Raw genomic sequence first — 17,149 nt, 5'->3', positions numbered from 1 at the left:
CTACCTCCACTTCTATACTATATGTACATACTATGTTTAGCTTTAAATATTCATTAAAATAAATCCTACTACCATTAAAAACTCTGCACCATACATAATTTTAATAGTGTTAATTATATGTTTCGCTGTTAAAGGCGTATCTTCATCGCCTATAGTTGGTTTATATACTCTTTGACCAAAGTATGTATTGGTTCCTCCAAGTTGTATTTTAAGTAGTCCTGCTACAGCCGACTCTGGATAGCCACAATTTGGACTTTTATGGTTTCTTCTATCTCTTATTAGAATTTTAAAGCCTTGCTTAACATCGTAACCTAGTAGTCCTCCCGCTAAGACCATAAAAAGACTACCAATACGAGCAGGAATATAATTGACTATGTCATCTAGTTTTGCAGATGCATAGCCTATTTCTATATAAGGCTCCTGTAAATATCCAACCATAGAGTCTAAAGTATTTATTACTTTATAGCCTAGAGCAAACTGTACTGGAACTCCGAAGTAAAATCCAATGCCCATATAAAACAGCGGAGCTAGTACTCCATCGATGGTGTTTTCTGCCACTGTTTCAACAACACCCCTTATTACTTCTTCAAAGTCTAATTGGGAAGTATCTCTTCCAACTAAATAGGATAGCATTTTTCGACTTTTTTCTATATCTTTTTTATACACTGACTTGTGTACCTTTTTTGCCTCCACATCTAAACATTTAGCAGCTATAGAAGTGTAGAGTAAATATATTGTAATTATGGTTTCAAATAATGGATGTATAAGCTGAGTTATTTTAAGTATTAATGTAGACACAGTCAAAACGGTAGTTAAAGATAGTAAAGCTAATATAAATCCTCCTATCTTTAAATTTAATCCGCTTTTTCTGATGATTTTTTCATATCTACTTATACTCAATCCTATCCACCTAATTGGATGAGGCCAATTTGGTGGATCACCTAATATAAAGTCTAATGCGACTACAATTAGTAATAAAATGCTACTGTCCATTATTAATCCCCATAATCCTTCTAATGTTTTCTATATCAATATTCTCTCTAACAGTAGTAGCCAGCTTATCATATTCTAATTCCTTTATTTTTTTATAATCTTCTGCACTGGATTTCTCTTTAATATCTTTTCTTCTACCGGCTGCCTCAGGATCAACCAAGCTATCTTCGTCTTCAATATTAATTTCAAAGTATGGAATTACACCTAAGCAGGGCTTGTTCACCAAATCCTCTAGCATTTTTATGCCTGGTTTTAAAATCTCCAAATCTCCTCTAAATTTGTTTATAATAAATCCTTTTATTCTATTTCGTTCTTCTTCATTAAGGAGCATAATAGTTCCATATATAGAAGCAAAAATTCCTCCCCTATCAATATCCCCGATAAGAATAACAGGAGCATCTACTAAGTTTGCTAACCCCATATTTACAATATCATTTTTACTTAAATTAATTTCTGCTGGACTTCCTGCACCTTCAATTACTAGAAGATCAAATTTACTACTTAAAACATCATATGCATTCTTTATTACCTTTTTTAGTTCTGTCTTTTTCTCTTGGTAAAGTGAAGCTGGCATATTACTAGTTAAAACCCCATTTATTATTACTTGGCTTTTTCTGTCACTGGTGGGCTTTAATAAGATAGGGTTCATTTCTACTGTAACTTCAATTCCAGCCGCTTCTGCCTGTATAGCTTGGGAACCTGCAATCTCTTTGCCATCTTTAGTTATAAATGAATTTGATGTCATATTTTGAGATTTAAAAGGTGCTACCGAAAAACCATCTTGCTTAAAAATTCTACATAGTGCAGCAGTTAGTATTGTTTTACCAACTGAAGAGGAAGTTCCTTGAAGCATAATATTTTTAGCCAATTTGACACCTCCTTTAGGATTTTATTTTTCTTTGGTCTTGGAAAATAAAAAAACACATAGAGCGTCTATGTGTTGAATTCATCAGATAAGGTAAAGTTAGATATGATTATATGATGAACCTTCCATACTTCCCTCCGAAGCTGTGATTCTTTCCTTTTCAAGGCAGGTCTCCTGACTTGCAGATCTATTTACTCTCTTCCCTTCCCAGTTTCCCAGTGGATACGAAGATTTCATACCTGCTCACAGTAGCGGGGGCTGTAGAGGAGTTCAACCTCTTTCCCTTTTAACTTTATAAACAAAGCACCTTGAAATTATTTAGTTTTATATTATACACTTATTATAGTTTAGTTATAATATCATTGTCAACCTAGTATAGATTTCTCAATTTGTACAACTCATACAACTTTCCATGTCATTGATTTATCTATTAAAAAAAGTTAAAAAGTACCAAGAGCTCAAGCCTTTGGTATTTTTATATTAATATTTCTCCTTCAATAAACTTTTTAGTCAAAGGATTATTACAATCGTTAAAAATATTATCTACTTCACCCATCTCTACAATTTGACCCTCATTCATAAAGGCCACCTCTTTACAAAGTCGTTTACTTTGTTGAAGATTATGGGTAATTATAATTACAGTAGACTTATTTTCTTGATGAAATTTCTTTATAGTTTCTTCCATAACTAAAACCGAGCTAGGATCAATATTAGCTGTAGGTTCGTCCAATAATAAAAGAGAAGGCTTAATTACAATTGCTCTAGCTAAAGCTACCTTTTGCGCTTCCCCTCCTGATAATGTCCATGCTTTTTGGTTCTGTAGATATTCAATATCCATAGACTTCATAACTTCCTTAACTCGTGTTAGTATATCATCCCTTTTCATGTTTCTTATAATTAAAGGATAAGCTATATTATTAAAAACCGTTGCTCTTAGTAAATATGGCTTTTGGAAAACCAATGTCATGTTTTGCTGTATTCTATGAGAAACCTTTTCACCATCATAATTAATAAAGCCTGAACTAGCATCTACTAGTCCAGCAATAATTTTAATTAATGTGCTCTTTCCCGCACCATTAGAACCAATAATCCCTAAAAAACTCCTCTTTTCTATTGTTAAACTATCAATATTAAGCACACATTGTCCTGCATAATTTTTCTGCAAGCCACTAATTTGTAAATTCATGCCTAATCCTCCTGTTGGAGTCTATATAATATGGAGTTAATAATAAATGATATTAATAATAGAACTATACCTATAGCTATAGCTGTTTCATAGTCTCCCATATTCCTTAACATCGCAATTGTAGTAGTCATAACCCTCGTATGTCCCTTTATATTACCACCTACAATCATTACAGCACCAACTTCTGATATGGCCCTACCATATCCTGTAACAATTGCAGAAAAAATGTTAACTCTAAGCTCTCTAATCAGTAGAATAAGGGTTTGTACTCTATTCGCTCCTAATGTATAGGCCAAATTTTGTATATCTTCACCCTTTTCCTTTGTTCCGTTATAGACAACTCCTGTAATAATAGGAGTTACTAAACAGACCTGTGCAACTATCATAGCCATCGGCGTAAACACTATACCTAAATTTCCTAGTGGTCCACTTCTTGATATCAATAAAAATACAACTAGTCCAACTATTACTGGAGGTAGGCTCATCATAGTATATAGACTACGTATTACCATTTTTTTTATAGGGAAAGATTTTATTCCCAAGAGTATGCCAATGGGAATCGCCAAAAAGCTCGAAATTAAAGTAGACGTTAAAGATACATAAAGTGATAATCCTATAATATTATATATTTCTTTATCAAAGGATAGTAATAAATTTATTGCATTTTTTAAACCTTCTACAATAACTAGCATACTACCTCCTCCACACAGATCACATTTATTCTATAGCTAACTCCAATATTTTTTCTTCCTCGTAATTAGATATATTTTTTTGATTTGGCTTTGTAATCAGATATGCTATAGTTATAGACCCTACACCACCAACAACTTTGCTTACAATAAAAGGTGTAAGCATAGACTTATCTATTCCTGCAACAAATCCCAGTTGTCCACCCAATACAAAGGCTCCACCTACCGCAAAGGCCGAAACCATTACCTTTCCTCTTTCGTGCATATCGTGCATATTAGCAAACCCCGGTATATTGTTTGCCAAGCTCATAATTAAAGCTGTTGTCGCCTTATCACATATGCCTAAAACATTACCCATTTTTGCCAAAGGCTTTTTAAATACATTAGTCATGACAAGCACCATAGGATAAGCCCCAGCTAAAATAATAGAAATACTTCCAACAATCTTAAGCCCTTCTTCAAAAGGCTCCATAGCTGTTATTATTATTTTTCCTGTTACATTTTGTATAATTGAAATTACAAGACCTAATGTCCCTAAGGTTACAATTGACTTACTAAACCAATAAAATCCTGTAATCATTTTTTGAGGCCATTTACTTAATCCTATCCCTAAAAGAAGTGCAATAAAAATAATAGGCAGAAGATTTTTAACTAATGTTGCTATTGGTAAGCCCATAGATATGCCCCCTGCGAATCCACTAATAGGAACAGTTAAAAGTCCTGCTAATATTCCCTTTGTAAAATAAGGATAATCTTGTTTCTGAATAAGTCCAGCCCCTATTGGTATAGTAAAAATAACAGCTGTACCTAAACTAGAAGCTAATATTAAACCTGCGAAAAGACCAATTTCCTGATTTTCAGCCATTTTTATCGCAGAAAGATATCCTCCCATATCAGAAGCTAAAATAGATGCAGGAAATATTGCAGGGTCTGCCCCTAAAAAAGAAAATATAGGTCCTACTATTTTTTCTAAGCTTGTAGATAATAGAGGTGCTATGGAGTAAATTCCTATAATTGATAAGGCTAAATTCCCCATTGCCATAAACCCTTCTTCAAACTTCTGCCCAAGCCCTAATTTATATCCAAATACCCTATCCAATGCTCCTAATCCCATAAAAACCATAAGAATATATAGTATTATATCATTCATTTTAGACTTATGCCCCTTCTATATATGTTCTTAATTTTTGCACATTTCAACCTTCCTTTACATCGTACAACAGGGCTATTTAAATTGTCAATCTTTTCATTAGTTATATAACTTAACCTTTAGATGCACTATGGGTTTTCTCCTAATAATGACTTAGTTAATTTTTGTTTTTAAATTCTATATGAATGTTTCTAAGAGTATAATGGATTATATGATTTTATTAAGAAGGTGATTTATTATGTTTAACAAAACAATTTTTCTAGTTATTAAAGTTAATAAAAAAATTGTAGCAGCAATTATTGCATTTATATTACTATTAATTCTTATTCCTCTTTTTATTTCAAACAATCCTATTGCTGTATTTAATACCAATAGAAAAATTATAGTGGTAGATCCAGGACATGGTGGTATAGATGGAGGATCTAGCAATGCAGGTCTGTTAGAAAAAACTGTAAATTTACAGGTTTCTTTGAAACTAAGAAAAATACTAAAGGATAAGGGTATAAATGTTGTTATGACAAGAAATTCTGATGTATCATTGGAGTCTAAAAGCAATTTAAAGTCTTCAAGATATAATAGAGACCTGCATGCTAGGAGAACAATTATAGATAGTAATAATTCTACAGCCTTCGTAAGTGTCCATATGGATTCATATAAAAAGTCCAGTGTAAGAGGTGTTAGAATATTCTATTACTCCGAATCAGAGGAAAGTAAACAACTAGCCCAAAGTATTTGTAATAGCGTAAACAAAATGGTTTTTAAGGACTTTTTAAATATAACAACTGTAAAGGCTGAAATAGCACCTGGTAATTATTATATATTGAGAACATCTAAATCTCCAGGAGTTATAATAGAAACTGGTTTTATAACAAATCCTATAGATAATAAGCTTATTCAAACTAAGGATTACCAACAAATCATGGCAAAAGCAATAGCAGAAGGCATTGTAGAATATATGTATAGGTAAAAGATTAAAAATTTTATGTTTTCTTAGACAATACAAGTTAGGCTGCCAGCAATTAATATTGCTAACAGCCTAAAATTATTTTTTACTATATACTGGTTAAATCACACTTTGAATTTTGAAACAACATCTTTCAACTTTCTTGATAATTCGTTTAGTGAAGCTATACTAGCTGAAACCTCTTCAAATGATGCAGTTTGCTCTTGAGCAGCGGCTGCGACATCTTGAGCATTATGCGAGTTATTTTCTACTACACCTAAAATTTTATTTGCAGAGTCATTGATTATATTAAAATTATTATATATAGACTTATTAATCTCATATATTTCCTTAGAGCTCTCATATGTATTATTAGACTTATCTACTATTTCATTTAGTTTATTTTGAACACTTTCCATACTTACTGCCTGAATATTTATCTTATCTGTCATTTCATCCATGTATTTTTTAACCTCTAATGTCTGTCCAGTAATATTACTGACAATTTCTATAATACTAACCGTAGATTTAGCTGTTTCCTCCGCTAACTTTTTAATTTCTTCTGCCACTACAGAAAATCCTTTACCAGCTTCCCCTGCTCGTGCTGCTTCAATAGATGCATTTAATGCTAATAGATTAGTCTGGTGTGAAATACTATTAATAATTGCTGATATTCCACTTATATCTTGGGAATATGTTTCAAGCAAATTCACTGTATCTGTTACCTTGTGGCTACTTTCAATAACCTTAGATAATTCTTTAACTTGATTTTTGATTGTTACATTACCATCTTGAGCTGCATCCTTTGATCCCTCAGATGCTTTTAATAGTTTTTCTGCATTACTAATTACTTGTTGAATATCTTTGCTCATTTCTTCAACCAGCTGAGTCAATGCTTTAGCCATGGTTTCTTGTTCAATACCACCATTAGATACATCCTGTACAGAAATAGCTATCATTTCAGTAGCTTTTGCAAGTTCATCACTAGTATTCGATATAGAGTCTAAAGAAGACACTAATGTATCAGATGAATTTGATATTAATATTACAATATTTTTTATATTGGATACAAATTGATTAAAATATTTTGTAAGCATACCTATCTCATCATTACTCTTTAGCTGAATACTCTTTGTGAGGTCTCCATCCCCAGAAGAAATATTTTTCAATTCCCCAGTAATCAAATTAATTGGTGATATTACACCTTTTAATATGATTATTGCAGAAAATACTGCTAAAATAATAAAGATTGCTAGAGCTCCACCACTAAAAGCTTTAGCCATGGTTACTTTTCTTTGAGATATTTCAGAATACCTATTAACCATTTCATTTATAGATACAACATATTCTTCAATATTTTCATTAATAATCTTTAAGGAACTTTTGTCTCCATTGTTAGCTATATTTAAGTAAGCTGGTCTAAATACTTTGACCCATTTTTCCTTAATACCATCTAACTCCATCTCTATATCTTCATTGTTTAGTTTTTTTAATCCCAACTCATTGTTACCTTGTGAAAGACCTTCTAAAGTGCTATCAAAAAATTCTATTACATTCATTAGTTGATCAAGTGTCTCTCCATCTGCCTTATCTTTCATAATAATACTGGAAGATAAATAGGCCATTCTATAGCTGGATGCACGCAATCTGCCAGAATAATTTATAAAATTCCCATCACTATCAATGGATGTAAATGCAAATATATTAATTCCAACTACCGAAACTGTTAAAAATGTTAATAATATGAATGCTATTAAAAGTTTAGTACGTATTTTCATATGATCCCGCCTTTTTATATTGTATAATTTTTATAAGAAATTTATTGTAATAGTCATTATATACCATGTTTGATTAATTCTAAAAGCATTCTTAAAAAATATTTTATTAAAAATAGCAGGTAAGATTACCTGCTATCTCTCTATTCATTTATCACTAAATTTAATAGAAACCCTGTCCCTTGCTACATATTCTCCTTCCTTTGCGGTATACTCTCCAATCTCTATGCTACCAGACTCACTATTAGACTTAGGATAAGCTATTTCAGTATCAAAATTTCCCCAATTAGGTCCACCGGCATCTGCCTGTAAATGCTCCTCGTAAATTACTTTATCATTATCATCTAAAACTCTTACAGAAAATGCACCTTCAAAGGCGACAATCTTACCTTTAATTCTTACTGGATTACTTATACTCTCATTTTCTTTAGGCAATTCAAGTTTTGCTAATATAAGTTTTTGTTTAGATTTAAGTACTTCTCCATCTTCTGTTCTTATTTCATATTGACCAACTGCATCTGAAGGAATTTCTAATATAACTGAAGGATATGTAATAGCTTGACTAACTATTGCCCCTTCTTTTGGCTCTACTATTTCAAATTTAATAACTCTATGATATTCTTCGCCTGAATAATCTGCTATATTAATAGAATAGCCTCCAGTAGGTCTCTCTTTAGAGTTTATTTTAATATAAGTGGCATCAGGGTGCTGAAAAACATAAGCACCTTCTATTTTATCAAATTCATGGAACCACTCTTTAGCAGCTTCTAATATTGACACTTCCTCTACTATTTTCATCTTGTCCTTTATATTTTCATCTATAGTATTTCTTGCTTCCATAGCTTCTTTATCCTTATCTATATTATTGTCAATTTTATCTTCTGGTTTTTCAGAAGGAGTAGGCCCTCTACTTATATTACAACCTGTTATAGTTATAGCTAATAACATACTCATTAAAAGTAAAGGAACTCTATTCTTAAAAATTCCTATTTTACTAACCTTCATCCATATCCACTTCCTTTTTATTTAGATTATATCAAAGTTTATTAAATCTAAAGCTAAGCCTATGTATAAAACTTATTCCCTTATATATTATACCCCTAATGTCATCTGTATAGCATTTAAATATTTATTAATTTTAATGATCTTCTCACCTGAAGATCATTAAAATTTTAAAAAATATTCACAAAAATACAATAACCGAATAAGATGTACTAGGAAAGAATATAGAATGTCTTCATATATCATAAAAATCAATAGGAGGAAATAAGTATGGATAATAGAGAGGTTTCTGTTAATAAAAAAGATATGTCAGCTTATTCTGTTAAATCTGATAATATTAATATACAAGAAAAATCAGAATGCAAATCCTTTTGCATTGATGTAAAAGCTGAAACATTAGGTGATTGTGACAATAACCCAGTATCACTATCTCCAATTACAACTGGTGCTGTAGCGAAGATACCAGTTGTTTTAGCTGAGTTAGCAGTTCGCTTTAATGTTACTTCATTAATTAATCTGCCTGAACCAGCAATGGAAATTAAAAATATTAAGAAAAAAATAAAAGTAACTCAATGTATGCTTATACAAGATACTGACATTTTATTTATTAAAGGATTTGTCCGTAAAAATATTGACTTTGCAACAAGAGATTGCTCAAGTCATAATGGAATATGCGGAGATATCCGTCATTGTACAGTGGATGTTCCTTTTGAATGTACAACAGTAGTTAAATTTAATGGCACAAATCCGGCACCTATTGTTAATAATACATCTAGTGAATTTGAATTTTTTAGAACAAACGAGCTACCAAATAGCTTTGCTGAAAAAGATAGATTGTTATCCGGAGATTTATCAGAATTTAATCAAATTAGTACTGAATTTTTCAACGAACTACCATTCTGCGAATTAATCAGTGCTAAAATCGTTGAGTTTGATGAATTTTTACACCGTGAACGTCCACATCATATGCACCTACCTGTAGGAGAAAAACTTTTTACAAAAATTGAAGAGAAAATGGTTATAACTCTTACTCTTAAAATCTTACAAAACAGACAGGTAGCAATTGGTGCTACTTCTACTAAAACTTGCTAGACCCTTTAAAAATAATGTACTCTAATTTATATTATGCTGTAAGTAAAAAAATGTGCTAAATAAAATATTAAATAATAAAACCTGTAATCATTAGGTCACAGGTTTTGTTTATTATTTGTTTATAATTATATGCTAACATCAAACTTTAAACTATTTTTTTAAAAACTTTCCTTCAATTAAATCCACCACTTCTTTCACCTGTTCAAAACTAAACTGAGGAATATCTTTATCAAATTGAACATCTGTAACAATTCCAAATAGCTCATCATCTTCACATAAAAGCTCATCTGCAGCTTCTTTTCTGTAGACCTCTAATTTTGGCTTGTTTTCTCTCTTATATCCTTCAGTAATTACAATATCAACATTACTAATTTTCTCAAGTACCTCATCTAGTGTGTATTCTACTTGTACCTTCTCAATCATAGCAAACTTTTCTGGTGATGAAATCATAACAATATCAGAACCAGCCTGTCCATGTTTCCACGTGTCCTTCCCCGGATGATCGATATCAAATCCATGAACATCATGCTTAATTGTAGCCACACGATAGCCCCGAGATTTTAATTCTCCAATAATATTACATAACACTGTAGTTTTACCTGTATTAGAATTCTTTCCTACTATTGAAAATACTGGTATCATTTTAACACCTCCGGATAATCTAATAATTGAACGATAATTTTTTGACCTTCTTTGTAGGGACCTGTTCCTGCTGGAATATAGAATAAAGAGTTAGTTCCAGATAGACTCGAAAGCACTCCCGAACTATGTTTACTAGGAAATTGTGTATAGTATTTTCCATCTCGATAATACGTGTTGGCACGCACAAAACGATTTTGATTACTTATTTTTGAAAAACCGCTTTCTAAAATAGACTCAACCTTCATGAGCTTATACTTTTCTCTGCCCATTTTCTTTAATACAATAGGCCTTACAAATTGCTCAAAAGTAATATATGCGGCAGCTGGATTACCTGAGAGTCCAAATAATAACTTATTTTCATATTTGGCAACAGCTATTGGTGTACCTGGTTTCATTCTTACTCTCCAAAACAACATTTCTGCTCCTACTTGTTGAAAGGCTTCCTTTACTAAGTCACAGTCTCCAACAGAAACCCCACCAGTTGTAATAATTATATCAGCCCAACTTAAAGCCGCTTTTAATTTTTCTTTAATAGCTTCTATTCCATCATCACAGATTCCTAACATCAATGGTTTGGCACCTATTTTTTTGATTTGAGCAGCGATAGTGTAAGAATTGCTATTTCGTATTTTTCCATCGGTCAGTACCTGCTGTATGTCCACTAGCTCATCTCCAGTAGAGAGGATTGCCACTCGAGGTTTACGATAGACTTGAACAAAACTTTTTCCTAAGGTTGCAAGGATACCTACTTCTGGTGCATCAATAAGCATTCCCTTTTTCATCACTACATCTCCAATTTTCATATCCTCTCCCAATTTGCTAATATTTGAGTTTGAACATAAAGGAGTGTATATTCTCACTTCTTTCTCAGTGAACTCAGTATCTTCAAAGCGAACTACAACATCAGCCCCTTCAGGAATTTTAGCTCCTGTCATAATTCTCATGGCCTCTCCTTTTTCTAGTTTCTGAGAAGAAACATGACCCGCTGGAATAAAATCAATTACTTGAAGTGTTACAGGTATTTCCTGTGAAGCTCCTTGTATATCCTCTGCTCGTACAGCATATCCATCAAGAGGAGATTTATCAAATGGTGGCATATTCATATCTGATATTATATCTTCTGCTAAAACGCTCCCTAGACTATCTAACAGTGGTACATGAATAGGCTCCGTCTGCTTATTTTCTTTTAAAAGTATATCTAGTGCTTCTTCTAAAGATATATTAGTTCTCATATTCATCCTCCTTAGTACTTTCCAAGATACTATTTGGGAAAAGTACAATTTTTCTGTCTTAATAACGTTTATTCTATATTCTCATTCTATAGGAAACCTATATACTGTTTTATATTTATATATTCTTGGTAGGTATTCATATTTAAAAAGCAACTATCTGTTATATTTAATCTATCTAAAATTTCGTCATTAATCTTCTTTACTTTAAGATTATCAAAGTAGTCAAATAAATCAATGATTTTATAATTCTTCGAGTCAATCAAAGTCCTAATAGACCTTAAGCAACTTTTATTATAAATTGCATGTAGTGGTTGATAATAGCCATTTATATAAGGAACAAGTATATCTTCATCTCCTATATTATCTATCATATAATTAATTAAGTCAGTATTTAAAAAAGGCATATCACAGGCCACAACAAATGCATAATTATTTTCAGCTTCAAAAATTCCAGTATATAGTCCGATTATTGATTTTTTTTCTCTTGATTCAAAGCAGTCCGGTACAAATCGTACATCTTTTAACATACTATATACTTTTGGTGTATTTGTAACTATAATAATCTCTTCAAATGTAGTTTTTAATATTTCTACTACTCTCTCTATTATTGTCTTGGACCCTAATTCTAGCAGAGCCTTGTTTTGTCCCATTCTGGTACTATTCCCACCTGCTAAAACCACTGCGGAAATCCTTTTTTTATCCATTTTTATCATCCATCTCTATATACATCATAATTTAAAATTCATAAATTTAAGATTAAATCTATACCATTTAATTATAACATTGGCAAAAAGGTGCTATTTATATATAGCACCTTTTTGCATTATTTACTTGTCATCTAACTGAACATCTTCCGAGGTTTTTTTCATATGAGTTTTAAACTCTCCTATAGCTTGTCCAAACATTTTTCCGATTTCCGGAAGTTTTGCCGGCCCAAATATAACAAGAGCAATAACTAAAATAACAATTAGTTCAGACGTTCCTAATTTTCCAAACATCCTATATCCTCCTCTTTAGCCATAGAGTTATGCTAATTTATTTATTTAGACTTCTATACTCATTAACCCCAATATAATATACATTAGCGCCTAACTTCTTTTCAGGCAATAGCACTTCATATTTATTTTCCTTCAGTAGTTTACTTACTAAACTATTGCTATCATTTAGATCCCCAAAGAATCTGGCTTGTGTTGGACATGTGGTAACACAGGCTGGCAATAATCCATGTTGTAATCTATGAGCGCAGAAATCACATTTATCTACTTTCTTAGCCTCTTCTTCCTTAATACGAGCACCATATGGACAAGCACCTATACAGGCAAAACATCCTATACACTTTTCTCTGTCCACAAAAACAATGCCCTCTTCATTTTTAGCAGTAGCTCCTACAGGACAAGCACTTACACAAGGAGTCTCATCGCAATGATTGCACAATTGAGGTACTTTTAAAGTATGTACCTCAGGATAAATACCTACCTCTTCTTCTATTACCCAAGATCTGTTACCTTCTTTAGTTACGTTGTTTTCAATTCTACAAGCAGCAGAACAGGCATGACACCCAACGCATTTTCTTACATCTATGACCATTCCCCATTTTCTACTCATTTCATTCACCTCCTAAATTACTCTAGCAGCTAAGTCCCACTTTATATAATCTCTTACAGTATTAATTACTTGTAAATAGAATGGGTTGCATTTTTCCTTAGCAATTTCACAGTATGACAATACAAATTTTTGTAAATGTTCCTCTAAAAACTGTTTCTGTAATTTATTCCACTTTTCTGCAGCTTCTTTTTCCTTCTCTACTTTAGGGTTATCTTCCAATGCTAACTCATTACAAATTGTCTCTTTATGACACAAATAAGCCATGAAAGCTAATTGGAATCCTATATGATCAGGAACTTTAGATTGTTTTAATCCTTCTTCAATATTTAAATCCCATGGATTAAATCTTACAGAATCATAACACATGGATACATGGTAGGTGGAGTTACTCCACAGACTACCATATTTCCATTTTGTATTTTTTCTCCCCTCTTTTATAACTGCATCTACAACGGCCGATTCATAGGGAGGAATATAATTCTTCGTTGAAGGAATAAAAAAGTGATCATAATATTGCTGCTGAAGAAATTTAATATGTTTATCATCGTCATCCACTAACTTATTTCGTCCTTGGGCTTCTTCTATCAATGGTTCAAAATCAACAGAAGATAGTACTTTACTAGCTTCTTGCAGCATTGACGGAATCCCTTGTACAGTATCTATAGTAGGTATCTGCAAATAGAATGAAGCAAATATCTCATATAACGCTGCTCTTTCAAAGGACTGTATTTGATTTTTATCCATTGTACTTTCCCCCTACTTTTTAGGATAGCGGAACAATTTTTGCTCTAATACCATTTCTATTATGTGTACCAGTTATAACTTCTGATAGTCCATATTTTCCTTTAACAGAGTTATCAATAAGGGCAAGAGGATTAGATGCGATTCCAGTAGCTCTAAGACTTTCTCCTGTGACTACCTTTCCATCTATAGTAGTATCTTTGCTACCATACTCCCATTTACCATATCCAAAGCTAATTCCCAAGCTTCCTCGAGCAACACCTTGTCTAACTTTTAATACTCCTTTAGCCTTATTGCTTGGTGTTTCTACCATTACTTCCTGTCCATCATTAAGCCCTAGTTCCTTAGCATCCGATGCATTAATTTCAATGTAATTTGTATCAGATAGAACTTGTAAAGTAGGACAGTTATTTAACATAGAAACCCCTCTAAGCTTAGCCTTAGATGAACATACTCTAAATGGATATTCTTCAGAAGGATAAGCCTTATCTACTAAAGTTCCATCCGCTAATGTCTCTGGTGTCCACACTGGTGCACCTTCATTATAAGCTCCAGTAATACTATTTCTACTATTAGCAAGATTTTCACTATAGAAGCAAACCTTAACTGGATCTCCATATTTCATAAATTCGCCGTCATGATAATTTGTGTCGGCCTCAAATCTTCCACCCTTAGCAATAATATTTTTAACAACAAACAACTCATCTGGTTTAATTGCTGCCTGCCAATCTGATGGAATAGAATCTAGACCCGTAATCTTATCATCTTCTTCGGTTATACCATTTACAGCATCACCATCATATGCCATATTGGCAATAGCCTTAATAAAATAGTCTTCTCTTGTATTTAAAGGCCACATTTTTCCATCAGCATCTTTAATAGCATTGTCACCAAAACCTGGCATACCTATTTTCTTAGCTACCTCAATTAAATAGGTTTCCATGCTAATTGGCTGTTTATTACTGCCTACCTTTGGAGTCATTGGCTCAATAATTGGATATCTAACAGCTGTCATTTTTGTATTAATATTAGCTCTTACTGGAACCATAGCCCATTGCTCATAAATAGATGTATCTGGAACAATATAATCTGCATAAGCGGTAGTTTCACCCATTACTATATCAACACTAATAATTAGAGGTATATTAGATGTTTTCTTAAGTTCCTCCAGCATAGACTCTTGATATAAAGATGGTGTTCCGTATATTGGATTTGCAAAACAGTTTACAAGTATTTTACATTGGTAAGGATACTTATTTAGTGCAGAGAACATTGCTTGTCCATCTAAAGACATACCATTTGTATGCCATGGCAATTTAGAAGGATAAGGTTTTTTACCTTGAGCTACCTTGTTCTTATACTCTGTTGTATTTTCATAATGGAATTGTTCTCTACTTATCTTAACTCCTGATGGTTTAATTTGACCTTCAAATGCTGCTAAATCGTATTTAGGTCCATCCGCAAAGGCTTTGAAAGATGGTCCGTTTCCTGCCATACCACCCTTCATATTATAAGCTCCCATTAATGCTGGCAATATCCATAAAGCAACTGTAAAAGGTAAGGCATTAACTGAGTTTGTTCCACCAAGGGTATCTACTGCAACCTTATGACCATGGCTTGTAAACTCCTTAGCAATTTCTGCTATTTGATTAGCAGATATACCACAAATTTCGGCATACTCCTCTATAGAATGTCTGCTAACTCCTTGCTTTAACAAATATAAGGAAGTAGCTACTTTAATAGTACCTGTTTTTCCTTGAACTTCTCCACTATAAAGTAAATGACCAGCTATAGCTTTGCTGTGAAGCTCTGGTTTTCCAGTTTTTTTATCAATTACAAAGAATCCTTCTCCCTCTAGACCCAAATCTTCAGGTTTAAGGAATTTTCTATTGTTTGGATGTTTTTCATCCACTATTACTAAATGGGTAGCATTAGTATAGCTTTTAAATCCTATAGCTTTAGCTGCTTCTTCATTTGGACATTCTAAGAATTTGCCGTCAAACTTTTCATTATCAAATATCCAGCGCATCATTCCTAATACTAGGGCACCATCTGTAGAAGGCTTAATCGGTATCCATTTTGTTTTTCCAGGAATATCTGTACCCCCTTGCATAAACGGATCAATTACTGCCAACTTTAATTTGTTTTCCATGACTCCCTTTACTGTTTTTCGTGCTAAAGCTTGGAAGCTCATACCACTATGTCCCGGATATGCTCCTTGATACAGACAGAATTCTGCATCTTGAAGGTCTGGTTTATATACTCCACCAGGACCATTATCATATAAAACCTGCCACGCAGGTCTCCATGCGCCACCTCACGTTCCTGTGTGGCCATAGAAATTGGTTGATCCAAAACTATTTAATACAAATCTTTGAGCAAAGTTAATCCGTCCATAGGAACCACCGCTAATCCAAACTAAACCATTGCTCTTTGGTCCCATTTCTGGGGAATCAGGATTAATTAATTCATCTTGACTATATATTTTTCTAAACCCTTCAACTACAGTATCATCACCTAACTCGGTGAAGATTTTGCCACCTTCTACGGTCTCTTCAATAAGCTGTTCCCAAGAAATTGGTTTCCATTTTCCACTTCCTCTTTCTCCAGCTCTTTTTAGTGGTGTTGTAATCCTCATTGGATCATATACCTGTTCAAAAGTAGAGTTTCCTCTAGCACAAACTGTAGCTCTATTAGTAAGTCCTTTATCACCATGTAAGCTGAAAGCCTGATAGGATTCCTTTATCGTTGTGTCATAAGGAAGTGCTGGCTCTGCACATTTAGGATGATATGGATTACCAGTAAGCTTCATAATTCTTCCAGTCTTCTTATCAATCTTAGCTCTAACTCCACAGGAGCTATAACACCCCATGCATACGCTGCTTTTAACTAAAATATCAGAGTTTATTTTAACCTCTCCACTTTGTAAATCTACTGTTGCCTCCACCGCTTGTCCTAAAGTTTCAGGCATATCTGGAAACCCATCAATAGAAACATCGGTTTCTTTACTACATCCAGTTACTCCTAGACCTAAAGCGGTTGCACCTACAGTAAGTGCTGAAAGCTTTAAAAACGTCCTTCGTTTCAACTTTATCACCTCGACATTGATATATTATCATAACCATACATTGTTAAATAATATGCAACCTCTATGCCAACTTTAAAAGATATATTTTCCTATAATAATCCCTTTCAAAACCTCGAACTCCAATGTTGATTTTTAGACAAAATCAG

17 protein-coding genes, 1 pseudogene and 1 riboswitch are annotated in these 17,149 nt (G+C 32.9%); of the genes and pseudogenes, 2 read left to right on the top strand and 16 right to left on the bottom strand.

The genetic code is table 11. The annotated features are described in order from the left end of the window. Window positions 1–42: 42 nt before the first annotated feature. The 5 genes from cbiB to eutH all read right to left on the bottom strand — a co-directional run bounded on the left by cbiB (window position 43) and on the right by eutH (window position 4,883). Entirely contained in the window at window positions 43–993 is a 951-nt protein-coding gene (gene cbiB / locus KQI88_RS16810; RefSeq protein ID WP_216419362.1) for an adenosylcobinamide-phosphate synthase CbiB, read from the bottom strand. Next, window positions 983–1,861 carry a cobyric acid synthase gene (locus KQI88_RS16805; RefSeq protein WP_330656261.1) on the bottom strand — a complete coding sequence of 293 codons (879 nt, stop codon included), beginning with the start codon at window positions 1,859–1,861 and terminating at the stop codon, window positions 983–985. The genes cbiB and KQI88_RS16805 overlap by 11 nt, the downstream gene beginning before the upstream one ends. 144 nt (window positions 1,862–2,005) lie before the next feature. Beyond that, window positions 2,006–2,184, bottom strand: a riboswitch (cobalamin riboswitch). A gap of 149 nt (window positions 2,185–2,333) precedes the next feature. Next, on the bottom strand, window positions 2,334–3,044 hold the full coding sequence (locus KQI88_RS16800) for an ATP-binding cassette domain-containing protein (protein ID WP_216419360.1): 711 nt from the start codon (window positions 3,042–3,044) through the stop codon (window positions 2,334–2,336). Between the two features lie 2 nt (window positions 3,045–3,046). Beyond that, complete coding sequence (locus tag KQI88_RS16795) at window positions 3,047–3,736, bottom strand: ABC transporter permease (RefSeq protein WP_216419358.1); 690 nt, start codon at window positions 3,734–3,736, stop codon at window positions 3,047–3,049. A 25-nt stretch (window positions 3,737–3,761) separates the two neighbouring features. Beyond that, window positions 3,762–4,883, bottom strand: a complete 1,122-nt coding sequence (gene eutH, locus KQI88_RS16790) for an ethanolamine utilization protein EutH (protein WP_216419356.1) — start codon at window positions 4,881–4,883, stop codon at window positions 3,762–3,764. Between the two features lie 238 nt (window positions 4,884–5,121). Here eutH and KQI88_RS16785 point away from each other — a divergent pair, with 238 nt between their 5' ends. Continuing rightward, complete coding sequence (locus KQI88_RS16785) at window positions 5,122–5,850, top strand: N-acetylmuramoyl-L-alanine amidase family protein (RefSeq protein ID WP_216419354.1); 729 nt, start codon at window positions 5,122–5,124, stop codon at window positions 5,848–5,850. Window positions 5,851–5,951: 101 nt separating this feature from the next. Here the strand turns inward: KQI88_RS16785 and KQI88_RS16780 are convergent, their stop codons facing one another. After that, on the bottom strand, window positions 5,952–7,604 hold the full coding sequence (locus tag KQI88_RS16780; RefSeq protein ID WP_216419352.1) for a methyl-accepting chemotaxis protein: 1,653 nt from the start codon (window positions 7,602–7,604) through the stop codon (window positions 5,952–5,954). A gap of 144 nt (window positions 7,605–7,748) precedes the next feature. Beyond that, window positions 7,749–8,606, bottom strand: coding sequence for a Gmad2 immunoglobulin-like domain-containing protein (locus KQI88_RS16775; RefSeq protein WP_216419351.1), 858 nt, complete (start codon window positions 8,604–8,606; stop codon window positions 7,749–7,751). 267 nt (window positions 8,607–8,873) lie between these two features. On the opposite strand from KQI88_RS16775, the gene KQI88_RS16770 reads away from it, so the two are divergent. Next, entirely contained in the window at window positions 8,874–9,695 is an 822-nt protein-coding gene (locus KQI88_RS16770) for a CsxC family protein (protein ID WP_216419348.1), read from the top strand. A 150-nt stretch (window positions 9,696–9,845) separates the two neighbouring features. Here the strand turns inward: KQI88_RS16770 and mobB are convergent, their stop codons facing one another. From mobB to KQI88_RS16730, 9 genes and pseudogenes are all read right to left on the bottom strand, one after another. Continuing rightward, window positions 9,846–10,337 (bottom strand): molybdopterin-guanine dinucleotide biosynthesis protein B, encoded by a 492-nt coding sequence (gene mobB, locus KQI88_RS16765; RefSeq protein ID WP_216419346.1) that lies wholly within the window; start codon window positions 10,335–10,337, stop codon window positions 9,846–9,848. Next, on the bottom strand, window positions 10,334–11,569 hold the full coding sequence (locus KQI88_RS16760) for a molybdopterin molybdotransferase MoeA (protein ID WP_216419344.1): 1,236 nt from the start codon (window positions 11,567–11,569) through the stop codon (window positions 10,334–10,336). The genes mobB and KQI88_RS16760 overlap by 4 nt, the downstream gene beginning before the upstream one ends. 86 nt (window positions 11,570–11,655) lie before the next feature. Then, window positions 11,656–12,273: a molybdenum cofactor guanylyltransferase gene (locus KQI88_RS16755; protein ID WP_246579356.1), complete on the bottom strand. Its 618-nt coding sequence runs from the start codon at window positions 12,271–12,273 to the stop codon at window positions 11,656–11,658. Window positions 12,274–12,396: 123 nt separating this feature from the next. Further along, the gene (locus tag KQI88_RS16750) at window positions 12,397–12,567 is read right to left on the bottom strand and encodes a twin-arginine translocase TatA/TatE family subunit (RefSeq protein ID WP_212375875.1); all 171 of its coding nucleotides are present in this window, start codon (window positions 12,565–12,567) and stop codon (window positions 12,397–12,399) included. Window positions 12,568–12,604: 37 nt separating this feature from the next. Next, a complete protein-coding gene (locus KQI88_RS16745; RefSeq protein ID WP_216419340.1) occupies window positions 12,605–13,174 on the bottom strand; it encodes a 4Fe-4S dicluster domain-containing protein in 570 nt (189 codons plus the stop codon). A 12-nt stretch (window positions 13,175–13,186) separates the two neighbouring features. Then, window positions 13,187–13,918, bottom strand: a complete 732-nt coding sequence (locus KQI88_RS16740) for a TorD/DmsD family molecular chaperone (RefSeq protein WP_216419339.1) — start codon at window positions 13,916–13,918, stop codon at window positions 13,187–13,189. A 19-nt stretch (window positions 13,919–13,937) separates the two neighbouring features. Further along, window positions 13,938–14,333 carry a molybdopterin dinucleotide binding domain-containing protein gene (locus KQI88_RS18390; RefSeq protein ID WP_281417671.1) on the bottom strand — a complete coding sequence of 132 codons (396 nt, stop codon included), beginning with the start codon at window positions 14,331–14,333 and terminating at the stop codon, window positions 13,938–13,940. Window positions 14,334–14,969: 636 nt separating this feature from the next. Next, window positions 14,970–16,154: pseudogene (locus KQI88_RS18385) on the bottom strand (molybdopterin-dependent oxidoreductase); the annotation flags it as partial. 78 nt (window positions 16,155–16,232) lie between these two features. Continuing rightward, the gene (locus KQI88_RS16730; protein ID WP_216419324.1) at window positions 16,233–17,003 is read right to left on the bottom strand and encodes a twin-arginine translocation signal domain-containing protein; all 771 of its coding nucleotides are present in this window, start codon (window positions 17,001–17,003) and stop codon (window positions 16,233–16,235) included. Between the last annotated feature and the right edge of the window lie 146 nt (window positions 17,004–17,149).

This window comes from Alkaliphilus flagellatus (genome assembly GCF_018919215.1).
Lineage (GTDB): Bacteria > Bacillota > Clostridia > Peptostreptococcales > Natronincolaceae > Alkaliphilus_B > Alkaliphilus_B flagellatus.
The sequence above is the reverse complement of the archived record's forward strand: the minus strand, read 5'-3'. Positions and strand labels throughout refer to the sequence as shown.